18 protein-coding genes are annotated in these 25,942 nt (G+C 71.8%); 10 read left to right on the top strand and 8 right to left on the bottom strand.

Annotation, left to right across the window (positions count from 1 at the left end):
* Positions 1–75 precede the first annotated feature (75 nt).
* From ACZ7GJ_RS17445 to ACZ7GJ_RS17425, 5 genes are all read left to right on the top strand, one after another.
* Positions 76–972, top strand: a complete 897-nt coding sequence (locus tag ACZ7GJ_RS17445; protein WP_470752551.1) for a metal-dependent hydrolase — start codon at positions 76–78, stop codon at positions 970–972.
* Positions 969–2,015 (top strand): PDR/VanB family oxidoreductase, encoded by a 1,047-nt coding sequence (locus tag ACZ7GJ_RS17440; RefSeq protein ID WP_470752549.1) that lies wholly within the window; start codon positions 969–971, stop codon positions 2,013–2,015. Before ACZ7GJ_RS17445 ends, ACZ7GJ_RS17440 begins: the two co-directional genes overlap by 4 nt.
* 50 nt (positions 2,016–2,065) lie before the next feature.
* Entirely contained in the window at positions 2,066–2,833 is a 768-nt protein-coding gene (locus ACZ7GJ_RS17435; protein WP_470752547.1) for a TetR/AcrR family transcriptional regulator, read from the top strand.
* Between the two features lie 24 nt (positions 2,834–2,857).
* Complete coding sequence (locus ACZ7GJ_RS17430; RefSeq protein WP_470752545.1) at positions 2,858–3,382, top strand: GNAT family N-acetyltransferase; 525 nt, start codon at positions 2,858–2,860, stop codon at positions 3,380–3,382.
* A gap of 168 nt (positions 3,383–3,550) precedes the next feature.
* Positions 3,551–4,174: a hypothetical protein gene (locus ACZ7GJ_RS17425; RefSeq protein WP_470752542.1), complete on the top strand. Its 624-nt coding sequence runs from the start codon at positions 3,551–3,553 to the stop codon at positions 4,172–4,174.
* Positions 4,175–4,249: 75 nt separating this feature from the next.
* Here ACZ7GJ_RS17425 and pulA read toward each other — a convergent pair whose 3' ends face one another.
* From pulA to ACZ7GJ_RS17390, 7 genes are all read right to left on the bottom strand, one after another.
* Complete coding sequence (gene pulA, locus ACZ7GJ_RS17420) at positions 4,250–9,562, bottom strand: pullulanase-type alpha-1,6-glucosidase (protein WP_470752818.1); 5,313 nt, start codon at positions 9,560–9,562, stop codon at positions 4,250–4,252.
* 138 nt (positions 9,563–9,700) lie between these two features.
* Positions 9,701–11,449 (bottom strand): carbohydrate-binding module family 20 domain-containing protein, encoded by a 1,749-nt coding sequence (locus tag ACZ7GJ_RS17415; protein ID WP_470752540.1) that lies wholly within the window; start codon positions 11,447–11,449, stop codon positions 9,701–9,703.
* A gap of 1,198 nt (positions 11,450–12,647) precedes the next feature.
* A complete protein-coding gene (locus ACZ7GJ_RS17410; protein ID WP_470752537.1) occupies positions 12,648–13,667 on the bottom strand; it encodes a LacI family DNA-binding transcriptional regulator in 1,020 nt (339 codons plus the stop codon).
* Positions 13,655–15,244 (bottom strand): glycoside hydrolase family 13 protein, encoded by a 1,590-nt coding sequence (locus tag ACZ7GJ_RS17405; RefSeq protein ID WP_470752535.1) that lies wholly within the window; start codon positions 15,242–15,244, stop codon positions 13,655–13,657. The genes ACZ7GJ_RS17410 and ACZ7GJ_RS17405 overlap by 13 nt, the downstream gene beginning before the upstream one ends.
* Positions 15,245–15,308: 64 nt before the next feature.
* The gene (locus tag ACZ7GJ_RS17400; RefSeq protein WP_470752533.1) at positions 15,309–16,148 is read right to left on the bottom strand and encodes a sugar ABC transporter permease; all 840 of its coding nucleotides are present in this window, start codon (positions 16,146–16,148) and stop codon (positions 15,309–15,311) included.
* Positions 16,149–16,150: 2 nt separating this feature from the next.
* Positions 16,151–17,164: a carbohydrate ABC transporter permease gene (locus ACZ7GJ_RS17395; RefSeq protein ID WP_470752531.1), complete on the bottom strand. Its 1,014-nt coding sequence runs from the start codon at positions 17,162–17,164 to the stop codon at positions 16,151–16,153.
* Positions 17,165–17,171: 7 nt separating this feature from the next.
* A complete protein-coding gene (locus ACZ7GJ_RS17390) occupies positions 17,172–18,446 on the bottom strand; it encodes an extracellular solute-binding protein (RefSeq protein ID WP_470752528.1) in 1,275 nt (424 codons plus the stop codon).
* A gap of 222 nt (positions 18,447–18,668) precedes the next feature.
* Here ACZ7GJ_RS17390 and ACZ7GJ_RS17385 point away from each other — a divergent pair, with 222 nt between their 5' ends.
* The 3 genes from ACZ7GJ_RS17385 (at position 18,669) to ACZ7GJ_RS17375 (ending at position 22,380) form a co-directional block, all read left to right on the top strand.
* Positions 18,669–20,291 (top strand): glycoside hydrolase family 13 protein, encoded by a 1,623-nt coding sequence (locus ACZ7GJ_RS17385; protein WP_470752525.1) that lies wholly within the window; start codon positions 18,669–18,671, stop codon positions 20,289–20,291.
* A gap of 26 nt (positions 20,292–20,317) precedes the next feature.
* Positions 20,318–21,355 carry a LacI family DNA-binding transcriptional regulator gene (locus ACZ7GJ_RS17380; RefSeq protein ID WP_470752523.1) on the top strand — a complete coding sequence of 346 codons (1,038 nt, stop codon included), beginning with the start codon at positions 20,318–20,320 and terminating at the stop codon, positions 21,353–21,355.
* A 125-nt stretch (positions 21,356–21,480) separates the two neighbouring features.
* Positions 21,481–22,380, top strand: coding sequence for a phosphatase PAP2 family protein (locus ACZ7GJ_RS17375; protein ID WP_470752522.1), 900 nt, complete (start codon positions 21,481–21,483; stop codon positions 22,378–22,380).
* A gap of 22 nt (positions 22,381–22,402) precedes the next feature.
* Here the strand turns inward: ACZ7GJ_RS17375 and ACZ7GJ_RS17370 are convergent, their stop codons facing one another.
* Positions 22,403–23,992, bottom strand: a complete 1,590-nt coding sequence (locus ACZ7GJ_RS17370; RefSeq protein WP_470752521.1) for an amidohydrolase — start codon at positions 23,990–23,992, stop codon at positions 22,403–22,405.
* A gap of 185 nt (positions 23,993–24,177) precedes the next feature.
* Here ACZ7GJ_RS17370 and ACZ7GJ_RS17365 point away from each other — a divergent pair, with 185 nt between their 5' ends.
* Positions 24,178–24,795 carry a maltokinase N-terminal cap-like domain-containing protein gene (locus tag ACZ7GJ_RS17365; RefSeq protein WP_470752520.1) on the top strand — a complete coding sequence of 206 codons (618 nt, stop codon included), beginning with the start codon at positions 24,178–24,180 and terminating at the stop codon, positions 24,793–24,795.
* A gap of 385 nt (positions 24,796–25,180) precedes the next feature.
* Positions 25,181–25,942: a CAP domain-containing protein gene (locus ACZ7GJ_RS17360; protein ID WP_470752519.1), complete on the top strand. Its 762-nt coding sequence runs from the start codon at positions 25,181–25,183 to the stop codon at positions 25,940–25,942.

The following is a 25,942-nucleotide window of genomic DNA, read 5'->3' as shown; positions in this document are numbered from 1 at the left end:
GGTGCCTGGGCCGAGTCGTCAGGAAGTGGGTGCAGAGGGGTTTCCCTCCCTCTTACCCATCAGTACATTGACGCCATGTCTAATACGCCGCTCGCGCCCGCCTCCGTGGCGTCGGAACACATAGACCTCAAGGCCCGGAACGTGTCCTTCGACTGGGAGGACACCCCGCTCCACTGGCTGCCCGGCGACCCGTTCGCCACCCACACCATCAACGTGCTGCACCTGCTGCTGCCGGCGGGCGAACGGTGGTTCGTGCACGTCTACAAGCAGGTCCTGCCGTACATCGAGGACGAGCAGCTGCGGGCGGACGTCGTCGGCTTCATCGGCCAGGAGGCCATGCACGCCGCCGCTCACGACGACGTGCTCCCCCACCTCAAGCGGCTCGGCCTGGACCCGACGCCCTACACCGCGCAGGTGGACTGGCTGTTCGAGAAGATGCTGGGCGACCGCACCCTCCCGCCGGGCAGGGCGCGCAAGTGGTGGCTCATGGAGCGGGTCGCGATGATCGCGGCCATCGAGCACTACACCGCCTTCCTCGGCAACTGGGTCCTCAACGCGGACGAGTTGGACCGGCGGGGCGCGGACCCGATGATGCTCGACCTGCTGCGCTGGCACGGCGCGGAGGAGGTCGAGCACCGCTCGGTGGCCTTCGACCTCTTCATGCACGTGGACGGCGGCTACCGCCGGCGCGTCCGGACCTGGGCCACCGCCTTCGCCGCGCTGGTCTTCCTGTGGCAGCGCGGGGCCCGCTTCTTCATGGAGAACGACCCCTCGCTCAAGGACGGCAAGGCCTCCCTGGGCCAGTTCCACCGCGCGGGCCGCCGGGGCGTCCTGCCCTCGACGGGCTCGATGCTGAAGTCCATCCCGACGTACCTCTCCCGTACGTACCACCCCTCGCAGGAGGGCTCGACGGCCCAGGCCGTCGCCTACCTGGCCTCCTCCCCCGGCGCGAACGGCGGTGCGCACGCATGAACCGCGCCCTGACGGTGACGGCGCTGGCGGGCGCCGCCTGGGTGACCAGGCGCGCGCTGCGCAAGCGGATCGCGCGCTCCCCGCTGTGGCCGCTGCCCGCGCTGGAGACCCCGGTATCGGGCTACTCGCCGCGCCGGTGGATCCGCACCCTGATCGTGTCCCGTACGCAGCCCGCGGCCGGGGTGCTCCAACTGACCCTGGAGTCGCCGGAGCTCCCGCCGTGGACCCCGGGCGCGCACGTGGACGTGACCCTCCCCTCGGGCCTGGTCCGCCAGTACTCCCTGTGCGGCGACCCCTCCGTGGCGGGCCGCTACACCATCGCGATCCGGCTGGTCGAGGACGGCCGCGGCGGCTCCCGCGAGGCCCACGCGCTGCTGGTGGAGGGCGCCGAGCTGGCGGTCCGGCCGCCGCGCAACCGCTTCGAGCTGGCCACCGCCCCCGCCTACGTGTTCGTCGCGGGCGGCATCGGCATCACACCGGTGCTGCCGATGCTCCGCGGCGCCACGGCCGCCGGAGCCCGGTGGACCCTCCTCTACTGCGGGCGCTCCCGGGCGTCGATGCCCTTCCTCCCCGAACTGGAGGCGTACGGCGACCGCGTCACGATCGTCCCGCAGGACGAGGCGGGCCTCCCCGACCTGGCCCAGCTCTCCGGGACCGCGCCGGGCACGCTGATCTACTGCTGCGGCCCGGGCCCCCTGATGCAGGCGGTCACCGAGGCCGCCCCCGAAGGCACCGCGGTCCACTTGGAGCGCTTCACCCCGGCCGCGGCGACCGCGGACGCGCGGCCGTTCACGGTCGAACTGCGCCGCTCGGGACGCACGATCGAGGTGGGGGCCGAGGAGACCACGCTGGCCGCGGTCCGCCGGGAGTTCCCCAACACCCCGTACTCCTGCGAACAGGGATTCTGCGGAACCTGCCAGCACCGCTTCCTGGCGGGCGAGGCGGACCACCGCGACGAACTCCTCACCGACGGCGAACGCGAGGACTCCATGCTCCTGTGCGTCTCCCGCGCCGCCTCGGAACGCCTGGTCCTGGACCTTTAGCCGGGCGGACGGGAGAACGGGCCGCGCCGGAGGCGAAGTAGGGTGTCGGCATGACAACCGGGGTGCGGCGCAGGATGGGTGTCGAGGAGCGGCGGCAGCAGCTGATCGGGGTTGCCCTGGAGCTGTTCAGCAACCGGTCGCCCGACGATGTGTCCATCGACGAGATCGCGGCGGCCGCGGGGATATCCCGGCCCCTCGTCTACCACTACTTTCCGGGCAAGTTGAGCCTCTACGAGGCCGCGCTGCGGCGGGCCGCCGACGAGCTGGCGCTGCGGTTCGTGGAACCGCGGGAAGGTCCGCTGGGGGCGCGCCTGCTGCGGGTGATGGGGCGCTTCTTCGCGTTCGTCGACGACCACGGCCCCGGCTTCTCCGCGCTGATGCGGGGCGGTCCGGCGGCCGGGAGCAGCCGCACCAACGCCATGGTCGACGAGGTCCGGCGCGCCGCGTACGAGCAGATCCTCAGCCACCTCGGGGTCGAGGAGCCGCCCGCCCGCCTCGCGCTCGTCGTGCGCTCGTGGGTGTCGCTGGCGGAGACCACCGCGCTGCTGTGGCTGGACGGGCGGGAGATCCCGCGGGCCGAGCTGGAACTGCAGCTGGTGCACGACTTCGCCGCGCTGGCGGCCGTGAGCGCCGCGTACGACGCCGAGATGGCGGACATCCTCGTACGGATCCTGGCCCAGGAGCCGGTCGACGGGCCCTTCGGGGAGCTGGTCGGCAGGCTGGCCGCGCTCGCGCCGGGCGGGGGCGCCGAAGAGGCCGGACCCGCATCCGCAATGGCCTCCGGGGCGGTTTCCGAGGCGGTCCCCCATCCAAGGTGATCATGCTTTGGCGATAATGCCCGCGTGATCATTGATGACGGGATCTTGTTCCGGCAGGCCGAGGAGAAGGACGCCGGCACGCTGGTGAAGCTGTACGACCAGGCCGCGCGCTGGATGCGGGCGAACGGCATCGTGCAGTGGAAGCCGGGAGACAAGGACCTCGGGCACTTCCGGTCGAAGATGCGCGAGGGAGAGGTGTGGCTCGCCCACGACGCCGACGGCCGGGTCATCGGGGCCTACGAGCTGTGGTGGTCGGACGAGGAGGCCTGGGGGGTCCAGCCGCCCGTGGCCGGATACGTGCACCGGCTCATGGTCGAGCGCGAGGCCGCCCCCGCCGGCACCGGCCTGCGCATCCTGGAGCACGCCGAGCACCGCATCGCCCGCACCGGGCGGGAACGGGCGCGGCTGGACTGCGTGTCCACCAACCCGCGGCTGCTCGCGTACTACCAGGAGGCGGGCTACCGGGTGGTCGGCGAGTTCCCCCACAAGACGGGCAAGGACGGCCGCGTGTACGGCGTGATCCTGCTGGAGCGCCGCCTTGCGCCATGACCGCGCCGGCACCGTGACATCCGACGCACACCGGACACCCCGGGCGCAACCACCCCTCGCGCGCCATGCCGCGTCGGCTCTCGGCCGTAGCACCCGCAACCGGTTGTCCCACCCTTCTGCGCGCCGGTAGAGATGGCCCCGACCAGTCGGTACCAGGAGGGGAATCCAATGAAGAATTCCATGGGGAAGGCCGCGGCCGCGGTCCTGGGAATGGCGTTGGCGGGCGTTCTGGGGGCCACCGGGATCTCCCAGGCGCAAGAGCTGCCGTCGGCGGCAGGAGCAGCCGCCGCAAGCACGGTGGTCGCCGGCGGCGGCTCGGCCGTCGAGGCGCCCGCCTCGGTGGTCGCGGAACTGAAGGCCGCGACGGCGAGCGCGCGGGCCTCACTGGCCCCCAGCGCCCGGGTCGTCTGTTACGCCGCCCATGTCGAGGGCATCGGATGGCAGTCGTCGGTGTGCAACGGCAACGTCGCCGGAACGACCGGCCAGAGCCGCCGGATGGAGGCCGTGCTGGTCTCGACCGGCGGGGTGGGCGGGGTCTGCGCCAACGCCCACCTCGCCGGCATCGGCTGGCAGGGCTGGGCCTGCGGCAAGGACGGGGACGTCGTGGGGGTCGGCACCACCGGCCAGTCGCGGCGCATGGAGGCGCTCGGCCTCCAGGTCGGCTCCGGCAGCGTGGGGGCCCAGGCGCACGTCGCGGACCACGGCTGGCTGAGCACTGTGGTCGCCAACCCCGCGTACGTGGGGACCACCGGTCAGTCGCGGCGCATGGAAGCCGTGCGCATCTGGGTCTGACGTCCGGTCCCGGACAGCAGGAGGCGGCGGTGCCGGTCCGTGGCCGGCACCGCCGCCTCCTTGTCCTTCAGGGGGTCAGGAGCGCTTGAACACCGCCACCGTGCGGGGCGGCGCCGTGAACTCCCCCTTCGCCGGGTCGTAGGCGGAGCGCTTGACCACCGGGTCGGAGCCGGCCGCCTGCACCGGGTGCAGGGTGTAGCCCCCGCCCGCGGCGGCCGGGATCCGCTGCGTCTGCGCCGCGGGGGTGGCGTTGAAGACCACCACCAGGTCGCCGAGCGTCATGGTGAGCACGCCCGGGGTCTCGCCCGGGCCCGACAGCGGGAAGGCCAGCCGGTCCTGGACCGCCTGGGCCGTCGCCAGGGCGAAGACGGGTTCCGTCGTGCGGATCCTGAGCAGGTCCCGGAAGGCGGACCCCGCGCCGGTGATGTCCGCGCAGGTGGGGGCGGGCGCCATCAGCAGCGGCTTCGCGTACGGCCACTTCGGGCGGTTGTCGGCGGCCGGCGGCAGGCCCCGGCCGAAGCCGTTGCCGTCCCGGCAGTCCCAGTGGATGGCGTTGAACCAGTCACCGCTGTCGTACGAGTTGCGGTCCAGGGACTTGGAGCGGAGCAGGTCGGAGCCCGCCTGGGACAGGGCCGGACCCTGCGAGAGGGTCGCCGTGGCCATCGCCAGGACCTGCATGCGGGCCTTGTCGGCCGCCGGGGTGTCCGGTGCGATCTTGAACGACAGGGCGTCGGCCAGGGTTTCGTTGTCGTGCGCGTCCACGTAGGCGAGCGCGTCGCCGGGGGCCGCCGCATAGCCGGCCGGGGCGCCGTTGTAGTCCAGCTCGGAGCCCTTGATCCGGCGGCCGGTGCTGTCGGTGAAGGCGTACGAGGCGAGATTGCCGCTCAGGCCGACCTTGATCAGGTCCTGGTCGTGCAGCAGCCGGGCCCGCTGCTGCTCCGCGGTGCCGTTCGCCGGGGACCCGTTCGGGGCGGTGAACAGGCCCGACGCGAAGCCCTGCACGCGCGGGTCCTCGTCGAAGGGGCCGCCGCCGCGCACCGCGTCGCGGGCCCGGTCGGAGAAGGTGGCGATGCCGGTGCCGGCCATGTTCTGCTGGGTGGCCTGGACGAAGCGGGCGTCGTTCGCGACCTCGCCGAAGTTCCAGCCCTCCCCGTAGAGGACGATCTTCTTCCCGTCGACCCCGTCCTTGGCGGGCGTCAGGGCGTCCAGGGCCGCGCGCACGGCCAGGATGTTGGCCTTCGGGTGGTGCCCCATGAGGTCGAAGCGGAAGCCGTCGACCTTGTACTCCTTCGCCCAGGTGACGATCGAGTCCACGACGAGCCGGCCCATCATGGCGTTCTCGGGGGCGGTGTTGGCGCAGCAGGTGGAGGTGGCCACCGAGCCGTCGGCGAGCAGGCGCTGGTAGTAGCCCGGCACGATCCGGTCCAGGACGGACTTGTCCGACTGGCCGGCCGCGACGGTGTGGTTGTAGACCACGTCCATCACCGTGCGCAGACCGGCCCCGTTCAGGGACTGGACCATCCTGCGGAACTCGACCGTACGGAGCGTGCCGTCCGGGTCGCTCGCGTAGCTGCCCTCCGGAACCGTGTAGTGCAGCGGGTCGTAGCCCCAGTTGTACGCGTCCTTCGCGGCCGCGGCGGCCACGCAGGCCTGCTGTTCCTCGGAGTCGGGCGCGTAGACCTTGAGGTCGCAGGCGGGCTCGGTGCGGTCGGCCGGGTTCTCCGGGATGGTGCCGATGTCGAAGGCCGGGAGGAGGTGGACGTACGAGGTGCCCGCGGCGGCCAGGTCGCGCAGGTGCCGCATGCCCGCCGAAGCGGTGTCGGTGAAGGCCAGGTACTGGCCGGGGTGGCCGCTCGTGCGGTCGGCGACCGAGAAGTCCCGGATGTGGAGCTCCTGGATCTGCGCCGAGGTGAAGGGGACGGCCGCGGGCTTGCGCAGCTCGCGCCAGCCGGGCGGGGCGAGCTTCGGGTCGGCGAGGTCGACGGCCAGGCTGTACGCGGAATCCGTGGTCAGCGCCGTGGAGTACGGGTCGGTCACCAGGTTCCGTACGACCCGGCCCGTGCTCGGGGCCCAGACCGTCACGGCGTAGCGATACGGCTTGCCCGCCCAGCCGCGCTCCCCGCGCACCGACCAGACACCGGTGGTGTCGTCGCGGCGCATGGCGACCGTGCGGCCGTCGAGCTCCAGGTCGACGTGCTGGGCCGTGGGGGCCCAGACGGAGAGGGTGGGGCGGCCGTCCTTGAAGACCGGGCCCAGGGCGGTCGTGTTCGCGTAGAGGTCGTCGAGCACCCCGGCGAGCTGGACGCCGGTGGCGGCCAGGACGGCGCCGTTGGCGGCGCGGGCGCTCGCGACGAGCTGGCCGCGCAGGGCGTCCCGTACCCGGTCGCGGTCGCGGTCGCGGGGGTCGACGGTGAAGGCGGCGTACCCGGCCAGATGCGGGAACTTCTGCTTCTGGGCCTCGGTGAGCTGCGAGCCGGCGAGCCGCAGCCACTGCGCCTGGCCGGTCAGGGTGCCGTTCTCCGCCTTGACCGAGCCGTCGCGGGAGGCGAGGAGCTGGAGGGAGGCGGCGGCCGCCGGGGCGTTCCAGGCGACGGTGTCGCGGTCGATCCAGACGGCGTGGGACTTGGTGAGGTCCAGGGCGGCGGCCGAGCCCGCGGGCTGCGGCAGGAGGTACTTCTCCTGGCCGCCGAGCGCCCAGACCTCGTGGCCGGTGGCCTTCAGGTCCAGGGACTGGTCGGTGGGCAGGTCCTTCTCGTCGCCCTTGTGCAGGATGTAGCTGAGCGAGGTGGCACCGGGGGCGAGCGGCACCTCGTACACCGCGCCGTAGGAGTCGGTGCGCGACGGGAGCAGCGGCTTGGACCACTCGGTCGGGTTGGCGGCGCCGGTCCAGACGTGCAGGCCCCAGCCGTCGTAGGCGCCGTCGGTGCGCCGGTGGTGGATGACGGCCTTGGCGGTGTCCTGCGGCGGGTAAGCGGGCCGGTCGGTGCGGGCGGGTTCCTTGCCCTGCTCCAGCCAGATCTCGCCGGTCCTGGTCACGTCGATGGTGCGGTCGGCGGCGACGTCCTTGTTGCCGTCCTTGTCGATGACGAGGTAGCCGACCGAGGAGGCACCGGGCTTGAGCCGGACGTAGGCGAAGGCCCCGTACGCGTCACGGCCGGTGAAGTCGTGCCCGGCGGGCCAGGGAGTGGCTTCGCCGTCGCCGATATCGCCCCAGGCGTAGAGGCGCCAGTTCGCGTAGTCGCCGTCGGGGCGGTTGTAGTGGACCACCGCGTAGTCGCGCTGCGTGGCGGTGGGGACCTCGGCGGGCGGGGCCTGGCCGGCGGCGGACTCGGCGAGGGCGCCGGCGGTGCGGCCGGCGGAGTCGACGACCACGGCCTTGTAGCGCAGGGCCGTCCCGGCGGGCGCGGTGATGTGCTGGGTGACCTTGTACGGGGCGTGGTCGGCGGAGCCGAGCACCTGCCACTTGCCGTTGCCGGTCTGGGCGGCGAAGACCACCCGGTTCAGCGCGCCGCCGGTGACCTCGGCGGCGAGCTCGACGGTTCCGGTGGCGCCGGGGGCGGGGGCCTTGAGGGTCAGCGCGGGCCGGGTGGCGGGCGCGGCCGCCGGGCCGGTGGCCTGGAGGACCACGGAGCCGAGGGCGGGGACGGGGACGGTGAGCTTGCCGGCGGCGGAGGCGCGCAGCTGCGCCGAGCCGCCGTACAGGGTGCGGTACTGGGCGCCGGCCGGGGCGTCGATCTCCACGGTGCGGGACTCGGACGCGTTGTTGGCGGCGACCAGGTATTCGGTGCGGGTCTTGGTGTCGGTGCGCGCGAAGGCGTAGACGGAGCCGTCGGAGAGGCGCTCGCTCTGGACGCCGTCGCGGAGCGCCGGGTGGTCCTTCGTCAGCTTCGAGAGAGCACTGATCTGCTTGTAGAGCGGGTGTCCCGGATCGTAGGCATCGCTCGCATGCGTGCGCGCCGTCCCGAGCTGGTCGTCGTCCAGATAGTCCGCCGCCTGCGCGGCGAACAGCGGCTGGCGCGCGTCCTTGTCGCCGCCCGCGCCGGTGAAGCCCTGCTCGTCACCGGAGTAGACCACCGGGTTGCCGCGGGAGAGGAACATCAGCTCGTTGGCGAGCCGGTACCGGTCCAGCAGCTCCTGCTCCCCCGCACCCGGCCGGTCCTGCTTCAGGAAGGTCCCGAAGCGGCCCATGTCGTGGTTGCCGAGGAAGGTGACCTGCTCGTAGGCGTTCGCCTTGTCGGTGGTGTACCGGTAGTCGTCGGCGAAGACCGAGCCCAGCCGCCCGGCCGCCGCGCCCTGGGAGGCGTACGAGCGGATCGCCTCCTGGAGCGGGAAGTCCAGGGTGGCGTCGAGCCGTCCGCGCGTCACGTACGGGGAGGTGACGGCGGTGTCGGCGGAGTAGACCTCGCCGAACATGAAGAAGTCGTCCCGGCCGTGGCGCGCCGCGTACTTGTCGAGGGCGGTCGCCCACTGGGTCCAGAACTCGGTGTTGACGTGCTTGACCGTGTCGATGCGGAAGCCGTCGATGTCGAAGTCCTCGACCCACTTCTCGTAGATCTTCTCCATCCCCGCGACGACCTCGGGGCGCTCGGTCCACAGGTCGTCGAGACCGAAGAAGTCGCCCTGGTCCGAGGACTCGCCGGCGAAGGTGGAGTCACCGCGGTTGTGGTACATCGCCGGGTCGTTGAGCCACGCCGGGGACTTCAGGTTCTTCTTCGCGTCCGGGACGAAGGGCGTCCGCGGGAAGGAGTCCGCGTCCGTCTTCGGGAACTTCCCCTTCCCGTCCGCGTAGTCGGAGTCCGTGAAGGGCGCACCGTCCTTCGTGAGGTACGGGAAGGCCCCCTTCGACAGGTACGAGTAGGACGCCTCCCGGTAGTCCACGACATCGGCGGTGTGGTTGGTGATGACGTCGAAGAAGACCTTCATCCCCTTCCCGTGCGCCTTGTCGATCAGCCGCTCCAGGTCCGCGTTGGTGCCGAAGTGCGGGTCGACCTGCGTGAAGTCGGTGATCCAGTAGCCGTGGTAGCCGGCGGAGACATCGGTCCCCTTGCCCTGCACCGGCTGGTTCTTGAAGATCGGCGCCATCCAGATGGCCGTGGTGCCGAGCCCCTTGATGTAGTCCAGCCGGTCGGTCAGCCCCTTCAGGTCACCGCCCTGGTAGAAGCCCTTGTCCGTCGGGTCCAGGCCGGTCTCCAGCCGGCTACCGGTCAGGCCTCCCCGGTCGTTGCGCGGATCGCCGTTGGCGAACCGGTCCGGGAGCACGAAGTAGAACTGCTCCCGGGTCAGGTCGTGCCGCGCGGCCTCGGCGGCCAGCTTCGCGTCCGAGGGCGGGGCCGGCGGCCTCGCGGCGGCGGCCGCGGCGGGGAGGGCGGGCAGGAGCGTCACGGCCATGGCGGCGGCGAGGACTCCTGCGGCAGGGCGTATCAAGGCGGGTCTCCTTGTGTACGTGTCACGTGTCGCATGAATAAGGGCCGCCCGGTGGTGGCGGGGAAGGTGATACCGGGCGGCCCTGGTCTGTGGGGCGGGCGGTCAGCTGCGCCAGGTGTCGCTCAGCGTGACCTTGCCGCTCGCGGGGACAACGGCCGTACGGTTGGCGCCGCTCTCCCAGGTGACGTTCCCGGAGGCGTCCTTGCGGATGTACTTGTACGCGAAGGACGCGCCGGCCGGGAGCGTGACGTCGAGCTTCCAGACGGGGTAGGCGGCCGGGTCGAGCTTGAGGGCGCCGGCGGTGTTCCAGGCGCCGAGCTCGGCGCGGTCTCCGACGACATGGATGTTCTGGCCGAGGGCGGTGGTGGCGTTGACGGCGAAGGAGGCGCCGGAGGTCTGCGAGGGCGGCGGGGTCGTACCGCCGGAGCAGGTACGCGCCCCCGTGTGCAGGGCGACGGCCGTCCCGGCGCCGAGGGTCGCGGTGAACCGGCCACCGGAGTCCACGGTCACGGCGCGCCCGCTCTGGACGTCGCAGTAGTCGCCGGCCGCGAGGGAGGTCTGGAAGGTACGGGTCAGGGCGCCCGCCTCGTGGTTGATCGCGACGTACGCCTTGGAGCCGCGCCCGAAGGCGATCTGGTCGCCGCCGTTGTCCCACCAGTCGGTGACGGCCTGGCCGCGCGCGGTGTTGCGGAAGGCGACCATGGAGGAGATCTCCCGCCAGGCGTGCTGGCACTTCCAGCCGTCGGCGTAACAGGCGCTCACCGCACCGCCGTTCGGCGGACCGGCGTCCTTGTCGGTCCACTCGTAGCCGGAGTGCACGTCCGGGGAGCCGTAGGGCCAGGCCAGCATGAAGACGCTGGCGAGGGTGTAGGCCGAGCCGTTCTTGTAGTTGAGGGTGTCGCCGACCCGCTCGGTGTCGTGGTTGTCGACGAAGACGGCGGACTGCCCGCTCGCCATGTGTCCCCACGCCTCGCCGAAGTTCTTCAGGTAGGCGAGGTTCTCGTTCTGGAAGACCCGCTTGAGGTCGCGGGCGTACCGGAACTCCTGGACGTCCCCGTTGCCGAGGTACTCGGCGGGCGACACGGCCTCACCGGCCCCGTGGATCGCCTCCTGCTTCCAGTAGGCGTTCGGGTTCGTCAGCCGGGACTTGATGTTGGCGAGGTCGGCGGCGGGCATGTGCTTGGCGGCGTCGATCCGGAAGCCGTCGACGCCGAGGCTCAGCAGGTCGTTCAGGTACCCGGCGATCTGGCCGCGTACGTGGTCCTCGCCGGTGTCGAGGTCGGCCAGCTGCACGAGCTCGCAGTTCTGGACGTTGGCGCGGTCCTGGTAGTTGGAGATCGTGGCCCGGCAGTCGTCCATGTCGGAACCGGAGTAGAGGCCCGGGTAGTTGTACTTCGTGTACGAACTCCCGCCCGTCCCCGTGCCGTCGCCCGCCGCCATGTGGTTGATGACGGAGTCGGCGACCACCTTCACGCCGGCGGCGTGACAGGTGTCGACCATGCTCTTGAACGCGGCCCGGTCCCCGAGCCGCCCGGCGATCTTGTAGCTGACGGGCTGGTACGAGGTCCACCACTGCGCGCCCTGGATGTGCTCCTGGGGAGGCGAGACCTGGACGTACCCGTAACCGGCGGGCCCGAGGCTAGCGCTACAGGCGGCGGCGACGGAGTCGAAGCGCCACTCGAAGAGCACGGCGGTGACGTCCTTCTCCCCCGGGGGCGCCGCCTGCGCCTGCGGCGCGCCGACGGTCAGGGCGGCGGCTAGGGCGGAGGCGGCGAGCAGGGGGGCAGCGAGCAGGGCGGTGCTGGCTATTGCTGTTGCTCTTGCTGCTCTTGCGGTGCCGGTGCGGGGCATGTGGGGCCTCCTGGCGGAGAGGTGGGGATTGCTGGCGACCGTAGGGGCACGCCAACAGCCCTGCAATACCTTGCGCAAGAAATTGCAGAATTGTTTCTTGCGCGTGTCCTGGGGGGGTGGGGTGGGGCGGGAGTGGGCAGCCGGCGGGGGTGATCGGGTACGCCGTGTGCTCGGTGGCGTTGACGGGGTCCGGGGGCGTCCCGTCAGTCCACTGTCCTTCCGGGCCGGTCCGGTCCCTCAAGGGCGCTCCTTCGTCGCGTCGCTTCGCGATGTCGCTGCGCTCCACCCTTGACCGACCGACCCGTCCCGGAATGCCAGAAGCCTGCCGGGAAGCCCCCGAAGGAATGGCCGGGAGGTTTACGTGTTCAGGGACGGGGAGGGTCAGCGACCCGCGAGGGACCCCCGGACCTGCCTGACTGCTCCCCGGGCCGACCACATGACCCTGGCGGGAGGTCAGGCGCGCCAGATCGCTACGCGCTCCTCCTTATCGGCGTCTGCCACCCGTCCGGGGCCGGACATAGGCCGCCAACGATCGTTATGCGCTCCTCGACGACTGCGTCTGCGACCGGTTTGGGGCTGGACATAGGCCGCCCAGGACGGACTTGGGGGCTGACGTCATGTGGCGACGATCAGGCCGACTTCCGGGCCCATCCGGCACCCGTCAGGGACCACCGGGATGGATTGCCGTGCAGATGGTCGGTCTGATCGCCGCCAGATGACCTCAGACCCCCAGGTCCATCCATGGCGGCCTATGCCCAGCCCCAGACGGTCGTCGGACGCAGTCGTCGGGGAGCGCGTAGCGATCGTTGGCGGCCTATTCCCGGCCCCGGACGGGTGGCAGACGCTTGGCCGGGAGGAGCGCGTAGCGATCTGGCGCGCCGGACCTCCCGCCAGGGTCATGTGGTCGGCCCGGGGGGCAGTTGGGCCGGTCCGGGGGTTCCTCGCGGGTCCCTGGCGGGGGCCGCTCCTGGACACTGTTGAACCCGGCCATTCCTTCGGGGGCTTCCCGGCAGGCTTCTGGCATTCCGGGACGGGTCGGTCGGTCAAGGGTGGAGCGCAGCGACATCGCGAAGCGACGCGACGAAGGAGCGCCCTTGAGGGACCGGACCGGCCCGGAAGGACAGTGGACTGACGGGACGCCCCCGGACCCCGTCAACGCCACCGAGTGGACGGCGTACCCGGCATCACGCCCGAGCCGCTACCCCACCCCCGGCGCCTGCCCCGTCGACCCTCGCACCACCAGTTCCGGCTGGAAGACGTACTCCGTGCGCTGGACCGGGGTGCCGGAGACCGCCTCCAGCAGGGCGCCCACCGCCGCCGTCGCCATCGCGCGCACCGGCTGGCGGACCGTGGTCAGCGGTGGGTCCGTGAAGGCGATCAGCGGGGAGTCGTCGAAGCCGACCACCGACACGTCCTCGGGGACCCGCAGGCCCCGTTCGCGCGCCGCGCGGATGACGCCGAGTGCCATCGGGTCGCTGCCGCACACGATGCCCGTGCAGCCGCGGTCCAGCAGGGCGATGCCCGCCGCGTGGCCGCCCTCGACCGTGAACAGCGTGCGCTGGATCAGGCCTTCCGAGTCGGCCGACGGCAGCGCCCCCAGGAAGCCCTGTTCCTTGCGCGCCGACGGCACGTAGCGCGTCGGCCCGATCGCCAGGCCGATCCTGCGGTGGCCCAGGTCCTCCAGGTGCCGCACGGCCATGTCCGCCGCCGCCCGGTCGTCCGGGGAGATGAAGGGGGCGTTGACGCTCTCGTTGAAGCCGTTGATCAGGACGAAGGGAACCCCGCGCGCCGCCAGTCGCCGGTAGCGCGCGGGGTCGGCCGCCGAGTCCGCGTGCAGGCCCGACAGGAAGACGATCCCCGTGACCCCGCGCTCCTCCAGCTGTTCCACCAGCTCGTCCTCGGTGGCCCCGCCGGGGGTCTGCGTGCACAGCACCGGGGTGTAGCCGTGCCCGGCCAGCGCCTGCTCGATGACCTGCGCGAAAGCCGGGAATATGGGGTTCGTCAGCTCCGGGATCAGCAGTCCCACCAGGCCGTTGCTGCGCCGCTTGAGCCGTACGGGCCGCTCGTAGCCCAGCAGGTCGAGCGCGGCCAGCACCTTGTGCCGGGTGCCGGCCGCGACGCCCGGTTTGCCGTTGACCACGCGGCTGACGGTCGCCTCGCTGACCTGGGCCTGCGCAGCGATGTCCGTCAGCCGCAGCGGGGAAGTCACCCCTGCCACCACACCGTGCTGTCCGCCGGAAGGAGGCCCGGCTCCGCGAGGTCCGTGCTCGCCAGCACGACCGTGCCCGGCGCGGGCAGCCGTACGGCCTCGCCCGTGGTGTTCGCCGTGCACACGAAGTCGCCGCGGCGGAAGGCCAGTACGCCCTCCGGAGCCGGCAGCCACTCCACGGCGTCGCCCGCGCCCAGTGCCGGGTGCGCGCGCCGCACCCGCAGGGCCGCGCGGTACAGCTCCAGCGTGGAGGCCGGGTCGCCGGTCTGCGCCTCGACGCTCAGCCCGGCCCACTCGGCGGGCTGCGGCAGCCAGCTGCCGCCCGTCCCGAAGCCGTACGGGGCCTGGTCGCCGGACCACGGGATCGGCACGCGGCAGCCGTCGCGCAGTCCGTCCTGGCCGTTCTCCTTGAAGAAGGAGGGGTCCTGGCGCACCGCGTCGGGGAGGTCCAGGACCTCCGGCAGGCCGAGCTCCTCGCCCTGGTAGACGTACGCCGATCCGGGCAGGGCCAGCATCAGCAGCGCGGCCGCCCGCGCGCGCTCCAGGCTGCCGAAGCGGGTGCGGTGGCGTACGACGTCGTGGTTGGACAGCACCCAGGTGGTCGGCGCGCCGACCGGCCGCATCGCGTCGAGCGACTCGTCGATCGTGGCGCGCAGCGCCTCGGCGTCCCAGCCGGTGTTCAGGTACTGGAAGTTGAAGGCCTGGTGCAGCTCGTCGGGGCGCAGGTACATCGCGGTGCGCTCCGCGCTGGGGGTCCAGGCCTCGGCGACGCCGATGCGGTCGCCCGCGTACTCGTCGAGGATCAGGCGCCAGGAGCGGTAGATCTCGTGGACCCCGTCCTGGTCGAAGAAGGGGAGCACCTGGTTGCCGAGCAGCTTGAGCTGCTCGTCGCGGCCGAGGTCGGGCAGGCCGGGGGCCTTGACGAGGCCGTGGGCGACGTCGATGCGGAAGCCGTCGGTGCCCAGGTCCAGCCAGAACCGCAGGATGGAGCGGAACTCGTCCTGGACGGCGGGGTGTTCCCAGTTGAAGTCGGGCTGCTCGGGGGCGAAGAGGTGCAGGTACCACTCGCCGTCGGCGACCCGGGTCCAGGCGGGGCCGCCGAAGATGGACTCCCAGTCGTTGGGCGGGAGCTCCCCGGTCGCGCCCTGCCCGGGGCGGAAGTGGAAGCGCTCGCGCAGCGGGGTGCCGGGCCCTTCGCGCAGTGCCTGCTTGAACCATTCGTGCTGGTCGGAGCAGTGGTTGGGGACGAGGTCGACGATGATGCGCAGGCCCAGGGCGTGGGCCTCGCGGATCACGGCGTCGGCGTCGTGCAGGCTGCCGAACATGGGGTCGATGGCCCGGTAGTCGGCGACGTCGTAGCCGGCGTCGGCCTGCGGGGAGGCGTAGAAGGGGCTGAGCCAGACGGCGTCGACGCCCAGCTCCTTGAGGTAGGGCAGTCGGCTGCGGATGCCTTCGAGGTCCCCCATGCCGTCCCCGTCGGAGTCGGCGAAGCTGCGCGGATAGACCTGGTAGATCACCGCTTCTCTCCACCAACCGGGCTGGGTGCCGGTCGGGGTGGCGAGTGCGTCGGCGAGGTGCTGGGTCATGTCGTCCTTGGAGAGATCGGGCCGGGGGTGAGAGGGGGCGGGCGCGGGGGTGGTCAGCGGGTGGTCAGCCCTTGGTCGCGCCTGCCGTCATCCCGGCGACGAGGTGACGCTGGGCGAAGACGAAGAAGAGTGCCGCGGGGATCGCGATGACGACCGAGGCGGCGGTCATCGGGCCCCAGTTGGCGGTGTACTGGGTGACGAAGGTCTGCAGTCCTCCGGCCAGGGTGAGGTTCTCGTCGCCGACCATGAAGGCGGAGGCGTAGGCGACTTCGCCCCAGGCGGTGATGAAGGAGTAGAAGCCGGTGACGGCGAGGCCGGGCTTGGCCAGCGGCAGGATCAGCCGCCAGAAGGTGCCGAAGGGGTTGAGTCCGTCGACGCGGCCGGATTCGTCGATCTCCACCGGGATGGTGTCGAAGAAGCTCTTCATCATCCAGGCGCAGAACGGCACGGCGATGGTGAGGTAGGTGACGATCAGCCCGACGGGCTGGTTGAGCAGCCCCAGTTGTCCCATGAGGTTGTAGAGCGGGACGATCAGGATGGCCATGGGGAACATCTGCGTGATGAGCAGGGTCCACATCAGCGGCTTCATGCCGGGGAACTTGAACCGGCTGACGGCGTATCCGGTGGTGGCGGCGATGAACACGCCGAGGACGGTGGTGATGCCGGCGACCAGGACGGAGTTGCCGAACCAGGTGAAGAAGGAGGTCGACTCCACCAGGTAGCGGTAGTTCTCCAGGGTCGGGTCCTTCACGAAGTCCGTGCTGATGGCCTGCTTCGCGGGCTTGAGGGAGGTCAGCAGGACCCACAGCACCGGGAAGACGGCGATCACGGACGCGACGATCAGGGTGGCGTGCAGGCCGACGGAGGCGAGGGGGGCGCGGCGGCCCCGCGTGCTGGTGGTCATGGTCACCACACCTCTCCCTGCTTGCGCAGCGAGCGCCGGTAGACCAGCGCGAAGATCACGAGCAGCAGGAGGATCAGCACGCCCCAGGTGGCGGAGCCGGCGAAGTCGCGCGGGCTCTGTACGAACGCCTCGCGGAAGGCCTGGGTCACGAGGATCTCGGTGGCGTCGCCCGGTCCGCCCCGGGTGAGCAGGAAGATCACCGGGAACATGTTGAAGGTCCAGATGGTGGAGAGCAGGATCACCGTCATGCTCACCGCGCGCAGCCCGGGCAGGGTGATGTGGCGGAACCGCTGCCAGGCGCTCGCGCCGTCCATCTCGGCGGCCTCGTAGAGCTCGCCGGGGATCGACTGGAGCCCGCCGAGCAGGGCGACCATCATGAAGGGGACGCCGAGCCAGACGTTGACGGCGATGACCGCGACCTTGGCCCAGGTGGGGTCGTCGAGCCAGGGGACGGCGGAGATGCCGCCGCCTTCGAGGATCTTGTTGAGGATGCCGTTGTCGCGGTTGAAGAGGAACCGCCAGGCGAAGACGGAGACGAAGCCGGGGACGGCCCAGGGCAGGATGAGCGCCATCCGGTAGGCGGCGCGGCCCTTGAACTCCCGGTTGAGCATGTTGGCGAGGGCGAGGCCGAGCATGAAGGTGATCGACACGCAGGCGACGGTCCACGTCACCGTCCACACCAGCCGCTGGAGGAACACCGGGTCGCTGAGGACGGCCGTGTAGTTGTCGAGTCCGACGAACTCGTACGTCGCCTCGATGTGGTTGGCGCCGATCGTCCGGCCGACGTTGCGCTCGTTGGCGTCCGTGAGCGAGAGGTAGACGCCGCGGGCGAGCGGCCAGCCGATGATCACGCCGAGGACGAGCACCACGGGGGTGACCATCGTCCAGGCGTACCAGTGGGTGGCGAGCGCTCGCTTCAGTCCACCGCGCTTCCCGCTGTCAGTCCTGCGGCTCGGGCCGCGGGCGACGTCGTCGCCCGCGGCCTTCGCCACCGACTGGCTGGTGTGAGCAGCCATGGTTTCGCTACTTCCAACCCTTGAGAATCTTGCGGAACTCGACTCCGGCCGCCTTGGCCGCGTCCTCGGGGCTCGATGCTCCGGTGACCGCCTTGGTGTATTCGACCTTCAGCGGCTCGAAGAGCGAGCCGTTCTCCGGGATCCAGGCGCGCTCGACGGCCTTGTCCACGGCGGGCTTGAAGAACTGGACCATCTCGCTGCCCTTGACGTCGGGCTGCTCGTAGGCCGCGGTCCGCGTGGGGAGCAGGCTGAGCTCCTTGGTGGCCTGCACCTGGACCTCCTGCGAGGTCATGTACTCGACGAAGGCGTGCGAGGCGGCGCGGTTCTTGGAGCCGGCGTACACGGCGAGGTCGTGGCCGCCCTGCGGGGCGCCCGCCTTGGCGGAGCCGGCCGGGACGGTGGCGACGCCGAGGTTGGCCTTGTCCTTGAACTGGTCGCCGGCGTAGGTGTCGGCGACCGCCCAGGGGCCGTTGATCATCATCGCGACCTCCCCGGACTTGAAGGCGGTCTGCATGTTGGCGTAGCCGTCGGTGGCGTTGGTGACGGCGGCGCCGGAGGCGACCAGGTCACGGGCGGCCTTGAGGGCCTTGACGCCGGCCGGGCCGTCGACGGTGACCGTCTTGTTCTTGGCGTCGACCAGGTCGCCGCCCTCGCCGTAGATGAACGGCAGGAACCAGTAGCTGTCGTCGCCGCGCAGGTACAGGCCGGCCTTGCCGGTCTTCGCCTTGACGGCCGCGGCGGCGGTCTTCAGCTCCTCCAGCGTGGTGGGGGGCTGCACACCGGCGTCGGCGAGCATCTTCTTGTTGTAGAGGAGGCCCAGGGTGTCGATGACCTGCGGGACCGCGTAGGTCTTGCCCTCGTACTTGCCGCTGGCCGCGGCCTTGGGGAGGAACTCGGCGTCGATCTTCTTCACGGTCTCGGCCGGGACCTCGTCGAGGTAGCCGAGCGAGGCGAAGTCGGCGACCCAGCCGACGTCGGCGCGGATCACGTCAGGGGCTTCGGAACCGCTGTTGAAGGCGTTCTTGACCTTGTTCTGCGCGTCGCCGTACGGGATGTTGACGTACTTGACGGTGACCTTGGGGTGCTTGGCGGTGAACGCCTCGGCGATCTTCTGGAACGACACCTTCTCGGTGTCGTTCGAGGTGTCCCACCAGGTGACCGTGCCGGAGAGCTCTCCGCCGGCCTTGGTGTCCTCACCCGCGTCCTTGCCGTCACCGCCGCAAGCCGTCGCCGCGAGCGCCAGGGCCGCGACCAGCGCGGTGGCCGCTATGCCACGCCGCATATGAACTCCTTCGATGATCCCGGACGCGCCCTCGCGGTCCCGAGTTGCCAGGAACGTAACAAGCCTGCAAGCCGTCCGAAAGAGCTTGCGGCAATTTTCTGCAAGAGAAGCTGATCGTTACATCCGTGTGTCCGTACGGTTGCCGCAGCTTGCTGTTAGTTCGAAGAGTCTTCGACTGCCCGGGCCCGCAACCAGGGGAGGTGTACTCGCGTTGACCCCGATATGACCCATGAGTTGACGGCATCGCGGCTTGCAAGCTCTTCCAGCAACGGCACCGGGACCGGCCGCTGGTGGCGCGATGCCGTCATCTATCAGGTCTACGTCCGCTCCTTCGCGGACAGCGACGGAGACGGCGTCGGGGACCTGCGCGGGGTGCGCGAGCGCCTCCCGCACCTGGCCCGGCTCGGTGTCGACGCGGTGTGGCTGACCCCCTTCTACGTGTCCCCGCAGGCCGACGGCGGCTACGACGTCGCGGACTACCGGGCCGTGGACCCCCTCTTCGGGGACCTCTCCGACGCGGACGCCCTCGTACGGGCCGCCCACGCGCTGGGCCTGCGGGTCATCGTGGACGTGGTGCCGAACCACACCTCCGAACAGCACCCCTGGTTCCGCGCCGCCCTCGCCGGGGAGCCGGGCGCGCGGGAGCGCTACCTCTTCCGCCCGGGGCGGGGCGCGGACGGGGCCGCACCGCCCAACGACTGGGAGTCCGTCTTCGGCGGCCCCGCCTGGACCCGGACCCCCGACGGCTCCTGGTACCTGCACCTCTTCGCCCCCGAGCAGCCCGACCTGAACTGGGACCACCCCGAGGTCGCCGCCGAGTTCACCTCCGTCCTGCGTTTCTGGCTCGACCTCGGCGTCGACGGCTTCCGCATCGACGTGGCCCACGGCATGGTCAAGGCCCCCGGCCTGCCGGACATCGGCCGCGGCGCCCAGGCCACCCTGATCGGCACCGAGCCGCTGCCCTTCTTCGACCAGGACCGGGTGCACGAGATCCACCGCTCATGGCGCCGGCTGCTGGACTCCTACCCGGGCGACCGCATCGGGGTCGCCGAGGCCTGGGCGCCGACCTCCGAGCGGCTCGCCCTGTACGTACGGCCCGACGAGCTGCACCAGGCCTTCAACTTCCGGTTCCTGAACTGCCCGTGGGACCCGGACGCGATGCGCACCGTCATCGACGAGTCCCTGGCCGCCACCGCCTCCGTCGGCGCGCCGACCACCTGGGTGCTGTCCAACCACGACGTCGTACGCCATGTCACCCGCTACGGGGACGGCGTGCAGGGCCTGGCCAGGGCCCGGGCGGCCGCGCTGCTGATGCTGGCCCTGCCCGGGTCGGCGTACGTCTACCAGGGCGAGGAACTCGGGCTCCCCGAGGTGCTGGACCTCCCCGACGCGGTGCGCCGGGACCCGGCCTTCCTGCGCACCGCCGGACAGGACGGGCTGCGCGACGGCTGCCGGGTCCCGCTGCCCTGGTCCGGGACGGAGCCCCCGTACGGCTTCGGCCCGGCCGGCAGCTGGCTCCCGCAGCCCGCCGGCTGGGGCGGCCTCGGCGTCGCCGCCCAGACCGGCGACCCGCACTCCACCCTGGAGCTGTACCGCGCCGCGCTGGAACTGCGGCGTGCGCTGCCGGGCCTCGGCGCCCCGGAGGCCGGGCCGCTGACCTGGCTGCCGGCGCCCGAAGGCGTGCTGCTGTTCACCCGGCCCGGCTTCGCCTGCACCGTCAACACCCTCCCCGATGCGCTCGAACTGCCCTCGCCGGGGCGCCCCGTACTCTCCAGCTCGCCGGTCGAGACGGACGGCCGTACCGTGCGGCTTCCCGCGGATTCGTGCACGTGGTGGTCAGTGTGAACCCGCGACCGGTACAGTCCAATCCCGTGACCGCACGGCTAGCCGACATCGCAGCCCAGGCGGGGGTCAGCGAAGCCACAGTCAGCCGCGTGCTCAACGGCAAGCCCGGTGTGGCCGCGGGCACCCGTGAGTCCGTGCTGGCCGCGCTCGACGTACTCGGCTACGAACGGCCCGTACGGCTGCGCCAGCGCAGCGCGGGACTGGTCGGCCTGATAACCCCCGAGCTCGACAACCCCATCTTCCCGGCGCTCGCCCAGGTCATCGGCCAGGCGCTGACGCGCCAGGGGTACACGCCGGTGCTGGCCACGCAGACCCCGGGCGGGTCCACCGAGGACGAGCTGACCGAGATGCTGGTCGACCGCGGGGTCTCCGGGATCATCTTCGTCTCCGGGCTGCACGCCGACACGACGGCCGACATGGGCCGCTACGACCAGCTCCGCGGCCAGGGCGTCCCGTACGTCCTCATCAACGGCTTCTCCGACAAGGTGCGGGCCCCCTTCGTCTCCCCCGACGACCGGGCGGCGATGCAGCTCGCGGTGACCCACCTGACCGCGCTCGGGCACACCCGGATCGGCCTCGCGGTCGGACCCAAGCGGTTCGTGCCCGTCGTGCGCAAGATCGAGGGCTTCCGGCTCGGCATGAAGGAGCGGCTCGGACTCGGCGAGGCCGAGATCGAGGAGCTGATCCAGCACTCCCTCTACACCCTGGAGGGCGGCCAGGCCGCCGCGGCGGCGTTGATCTCGCGCGGCTGCACGGCCGTGGTGTGCGCGAGCGACATGATGGCGCTCGGCGCGATCCGGGCTGCCCGGCAGCAGGGCCTGCGGGTGCCGCAGGACGTCTCGGTGGTCGGTTTCGACGACTCCCCGCTCATAGCGTTCACGGATCCGCCGCTGACCACGATCCGCCAGCCCGTGCAGGCGATGGGCCAGGCCGCGGTGCGGACCCTGCTGGAGGAGATCGGCGGTACGCCGGCCCCGCACAGCGAATTCGTCTTCCTGCCGGAGCTGGTGGTCCGGGGCTCCACGGCCTCCGGGCCGCGCCAGCGCCGGGACGCCGCCCCGTGACCGCGATCCGGCCCCACGGATCCCTGGCGTCACGGCTCCAGTAGTCCCCGAGGGGGAGAGGCTGCGCCGAAGACCGTCCCGAGGGATGATCGGAGGCGAGAGCGCATCTGGCAGACTCTTCCCCCATGGGTGAATCGAGCGTGAAGACACTGGAAACCCGGACGGACGTCTCGTCACCACCCGTGACCGACAGTGATGCCCGCCCGGCGGCGACCTCTGCCCAGGGCGAGTCCCTCCTGTCCCGGTTGCGCTCACCGCGCCGGCCGCGGATCTGGTTCGAAGTACTGCTGATCGCGATCAGCTACTGGACGTACTCACTGATCCGCAACGCCGTGCCCGAGCAGAAGTCGGCCGCGCTCGCCAACGCCGACTGGCTGTGGAATCTCGAGCGCACCCTCGGCATCGCCGTCGAGGAGCAGGTCAACCACGCCATCAATTCGGTGACGTGGCTGATCGTGGGCATGAACTACTACTACGCCACGCTCCACTTCGTCGTGACCATCGGCGTACTGGTGTGGATCTACCGTTTCCATCCGGGGCGGTACGCGGCGACGCGGCTGATCCTCTTCGCCACCACGGGCGTGGCCCTGGTCGGTTACTACTGCTACCCGCTCGCACCGCCCCGCCTGATGAACGGGCAGGACTTCATCGACACCGTGCTGGTGCACCACACCTGGGGGTCGATGGCCTCCGGCAACCTCAAGCACATGTCGAACCAGTACGCGGCCATGCCCTCGATGCACATAGGGTGGTCGCTCTGGTGCGGGCTGACGATCTTCGCGGTCGCCTCCGCTCCATGGGCACGGATCCTCGGCCTGCTCTACCCGACGGCCACCCTGATCGTGATCGTGGCCACCGCCAACCACTTCTGGCTCGACGCCGTGGGCGGCATGGTCTGCCTGGCCTTCGGCTTCGCCGTCTCGCGCGCCTGGTACGGGGCGCTGCCGCACCGGCTGCCGCGCGAGCCCGAGCACACGGGCCGCCACCCGGTGGCCGCGGCCGTGCTGGGCCGCTTCCAGCGCTGAGGTCCGGCCTTCCGGGTTCCCTTCAAACCCCCTCCCGGTGCGTGATCCGGCCGCCCGAGACGGTGAGCCGGACCGGGGCCCCGGCCAGCTCGTCCGGCGCGGCGGTCACCGGGTCGAGGGCGAAGGCCGTCAGGTCCGCGCGGCAGCCCGGCGCGATCCGGCCCGCCACCGCTTCCTCACCCGCCGCGAGCGCGGCGTGCGAGGTCATGCCCTCCAGTGCCATCAGCCCGGTCAGGGCCCGCCCGGCCGCGGCCGCGCCCAGCGGGCTGCGGGCGGTGGCCAGCACCTGCCGGGCGTCGTGGTGGGCGATGGGCCAGTCCGAGCCGAGGGCGAGCACCGCCCCGGCGTCGCGCAGGTCGCGGCAGCGCCAGGCGCGCGCCGCCCGCTCCTCCCCCAGCCGCTTCGACCATTCGTCGGTGTGGTCCGCCCGGGTGTAGGCGGTGTGCGGCGGCTGCATGGAGGCGGCCGCTCCCAGCTCGGCGAACCGCTTCAGCTGGTCGTCGGGGACGGTCTCGATGTGCTCGATCCGGTGCCGGGCCCGGGCCGCCCGGCCGCCCAGCGCCGCGACGGTGTCGAGGACGTGCCGGACCGCCGCGTCGCCGATGGCGTGGGTCGCGGTGCCCACCCCGGCCGCGTCCAGGACCCGTACGGCCGCCGAGTAGGCCTCGGGGTCGGGCCAGAAGGCGTCCGTGCCCCGGCCGTGGCAGTCGGCATGCTCCAGCCAGGCGGTGCCGCCCTCGACGGTGCCGTCCATGAAGAGCTTCACCCCGCCGACCTGCCAGTGGCGGCCGGCGGTCCCCTGGAGCGCGATCAGCTCGGCCAGCTCCTCCTCCCCCGCCCCGGGCATGCACCAGGGCGCCAGGCGCAGCCGCAGCGGCAGGTGTCCTTCGTACTCGACGGTGGCGAGGAGGGCCGGTACGTCCCCGTCGCCGAGGTCCATGACGTGGGCGCCGGTGAGGCCGGTGGCCGCCATGTCGCCGAGCAGCCCGACGAGGCGGTCCCGGCGCTCGGCGCGGGCCGGCTTCGGGAGCAGGGCGCCGACCAGGGCCATCGCCGCGTGCTCGACCAGGTGCCCGGTGGGGCGCCCCTCGGCGTCGCAGACGACCTCGGACCGCTGGGCGAAGCCGCGGGGGCCGGTGATCCCGGCGGCCGTCAGGGCCGCGCCGCTCGCGAGGGCGGAGTGGCCGTCATAGAGGCGCAGGAAGGCGGGGGCCCCGGCGAGGGCCTCCTCGATCAGGGCCCGGTCGAGGGGCCGGCCGCCGAAGGCGTTGTGGTCGAGGCCGAAGCCCACCACCCATCCTCCGGGGGCCCGGTCGGCGGTGCGCAGGGCGGCGCGGAGTCCGTCCAGGTCCCGGACGGCGGAGAGGTCGGTTCCGGTGGCCGCCTCGATGCCCCAGACGGGGTGGCTGTGGGCGTCGGTGAGGCCGGGGGTGAGCGTGGCGCCGCCGAGGTCGATCACCTCGGTGCCGGGGCCGCGCCAGTCTCGTACGTCGCGCTCGTCGCCGACGGCCGTGATCAGGCCGTCGGTGACGGCCACCGCGCGGGCTCCGGGGCGGGCCGGGTCGAGGGTGCGGACGCGGGCTCCGGTGAGGACGGTGTCGGCAGCGGGCACTGCGGTGCTCCTTCGGGGGGGGGCCGGAAGGCTACGGGGGCGGGCGCCGACCAACCTAGTGCCGCGTCAGGAAGGTTCACCGGCGTCGCAGCTTCCGGTTCCGGCCCACGGGGAGCGGGCGGCGGCGGCCATTAGACTCCCCCTCCGGTTGACCAACTTCCGTACGACACCGAGGAGTCACCGGCATGGCCGTCATCCACCGCACCACCATGACCCCCGGCAAGCTGGAGCTCCTGGAGTCCTGGCTGCCGAAGCAGTCCTGGTACGCCGGTCTCCCCGGCCGGGCCCCGCAGCTGGCCAAGGCGGGCGGCTTCCGGCTCGACGACCCCGAGGGCGAGGTCGGCATCGAGTTCATGGTCGTCACCGATACCGCCGACGGCACCCCGGTCGCCTACCACGTACCGCTGACGTACCGCGGGGCCGCGTTGGAGGGTGCCGAGCAGGCCCTCGTCGGCACGTCGGAGCACGGCGTCCTGGGGCTGCGCTGGGTGTACGACGGCACCGGGGACCCGGTGCTGGTGGCCCGGCTCCGCGCGCTGCTGCGCGGCGAGGCCGTGCCGCAGATGCAGAGCGAGAGCGGCACGCCGGACCCCACGGTCGCCGTCGAGGCCGGCGGGGCCGGGGACGCGGACCTGCCGGACCCGGTCGCGGACGCCGAGCTCGCCCTGTCGGTGACCCGCGTACTGCACCCGCAGGCCCCCGCCGACGAGGCCGACCGCGCCCGCGTCACGGCCCAGTGGCACACCCCGGACGGCGAGTCCTCCCGCGCCGTCTTCGCGGTTCTGCGGCGGGCGACCGCGTAGGACCGGGAATTCGTGACATGCGTCACGGCCCGTAGGTCGGTGCGGGGCGCCCCTCACGGGGCGTCATGCCGCCGACATTTCGATATTTGTCTGGTTTGGGATCGACATTCCCCTCACCGGCGGAAACGGAATCCGCGGTACCGATCGGGTCACCCCCGACCGGCCTGGTCACAGGCTCTTCTGAATGCCCCTCAGGCGGTTCCAGGAGTGACCGAATCGTGACCATGCACGATCAGGAGCCCGTTTCAAGCCGCGCGTCGAATCCCCAAGGTGGACGATCAGGCGAAACTTGCCAGGCCGTTGGCGGGCTTTTAAGAATGGCGGCTCCTCCGGCGCCTCGCGATTCGGGCGCCGGAAGCTTCGCGATCACTGAATGAGGTCACGCATGCAGAAGCATCGGAAGAAGAAACCGCTCAAGAAGATAGCCATCGCCGTCGGTGCTCTGGGAATCGTGGCTGTCCCCACTGCCGCCATCGCCTGCTTCGACACGCAGGACACGGGTCGCACGCAGGCCAAGAGCCGGTCGGAGAGCCGGCCGTGGCAGGACGCGTCCCCGGCCGCCGCCACGTCCAAGGCCCCCGTGGTGCCCGTGGACGTCCAGTCCCCGAGCAACCCCCCGGCCGCCTCCCCCAGCAGCCCCGAGGCCCCCGCGCAGCCGGTCGTACGGACGACCCCGCCCGCGCCCCCGCAGACGCAGGCGCCGAAGCCGCCGGTCGTCGCCAAGAAGCCGCAGGCGCCCGAGCCCCCGAAGACCGCCGCCCCGCCGGCCTCCGGCGCCGTCGCCGCGGTCCTCTCGCTCGTCAACCAGGAGCGCGCCGCCGCCGGGTGCCCGGCCGTCACCATCAACGCGACGCTCACGAAGGCCGCGCAGGCCCACAGCGAGGACATGGCCGCCCACAGCAACATGTCCCACACGGGCTCCGACGGCTCCGACCCGGGCCAGCGCATCACCCGCGCCGGATACGCGTGGAGCACGTACGGCGAGAACGTCGCCTACGGGTACAGCACTCCCGAGAAGGTCATGGAGGGCTGGATGAACAGCCCCGGCCACCGGCAGAACATCCTGAACTGCTCCTTCAAGGAGATGGGCATCGGCCTGGCCCAGCCGAACAACTACTGGACGCAGGCCTTCGGCGCGGCGCGCTGA

This window comes from Streptomyces sp. NPDC037242 (assembly GCF_055604165.1).
Note: the sequence above shows the minus strand (reverse complement) of the source record. Positions and strands in the feature narration are given on the sequence as shown.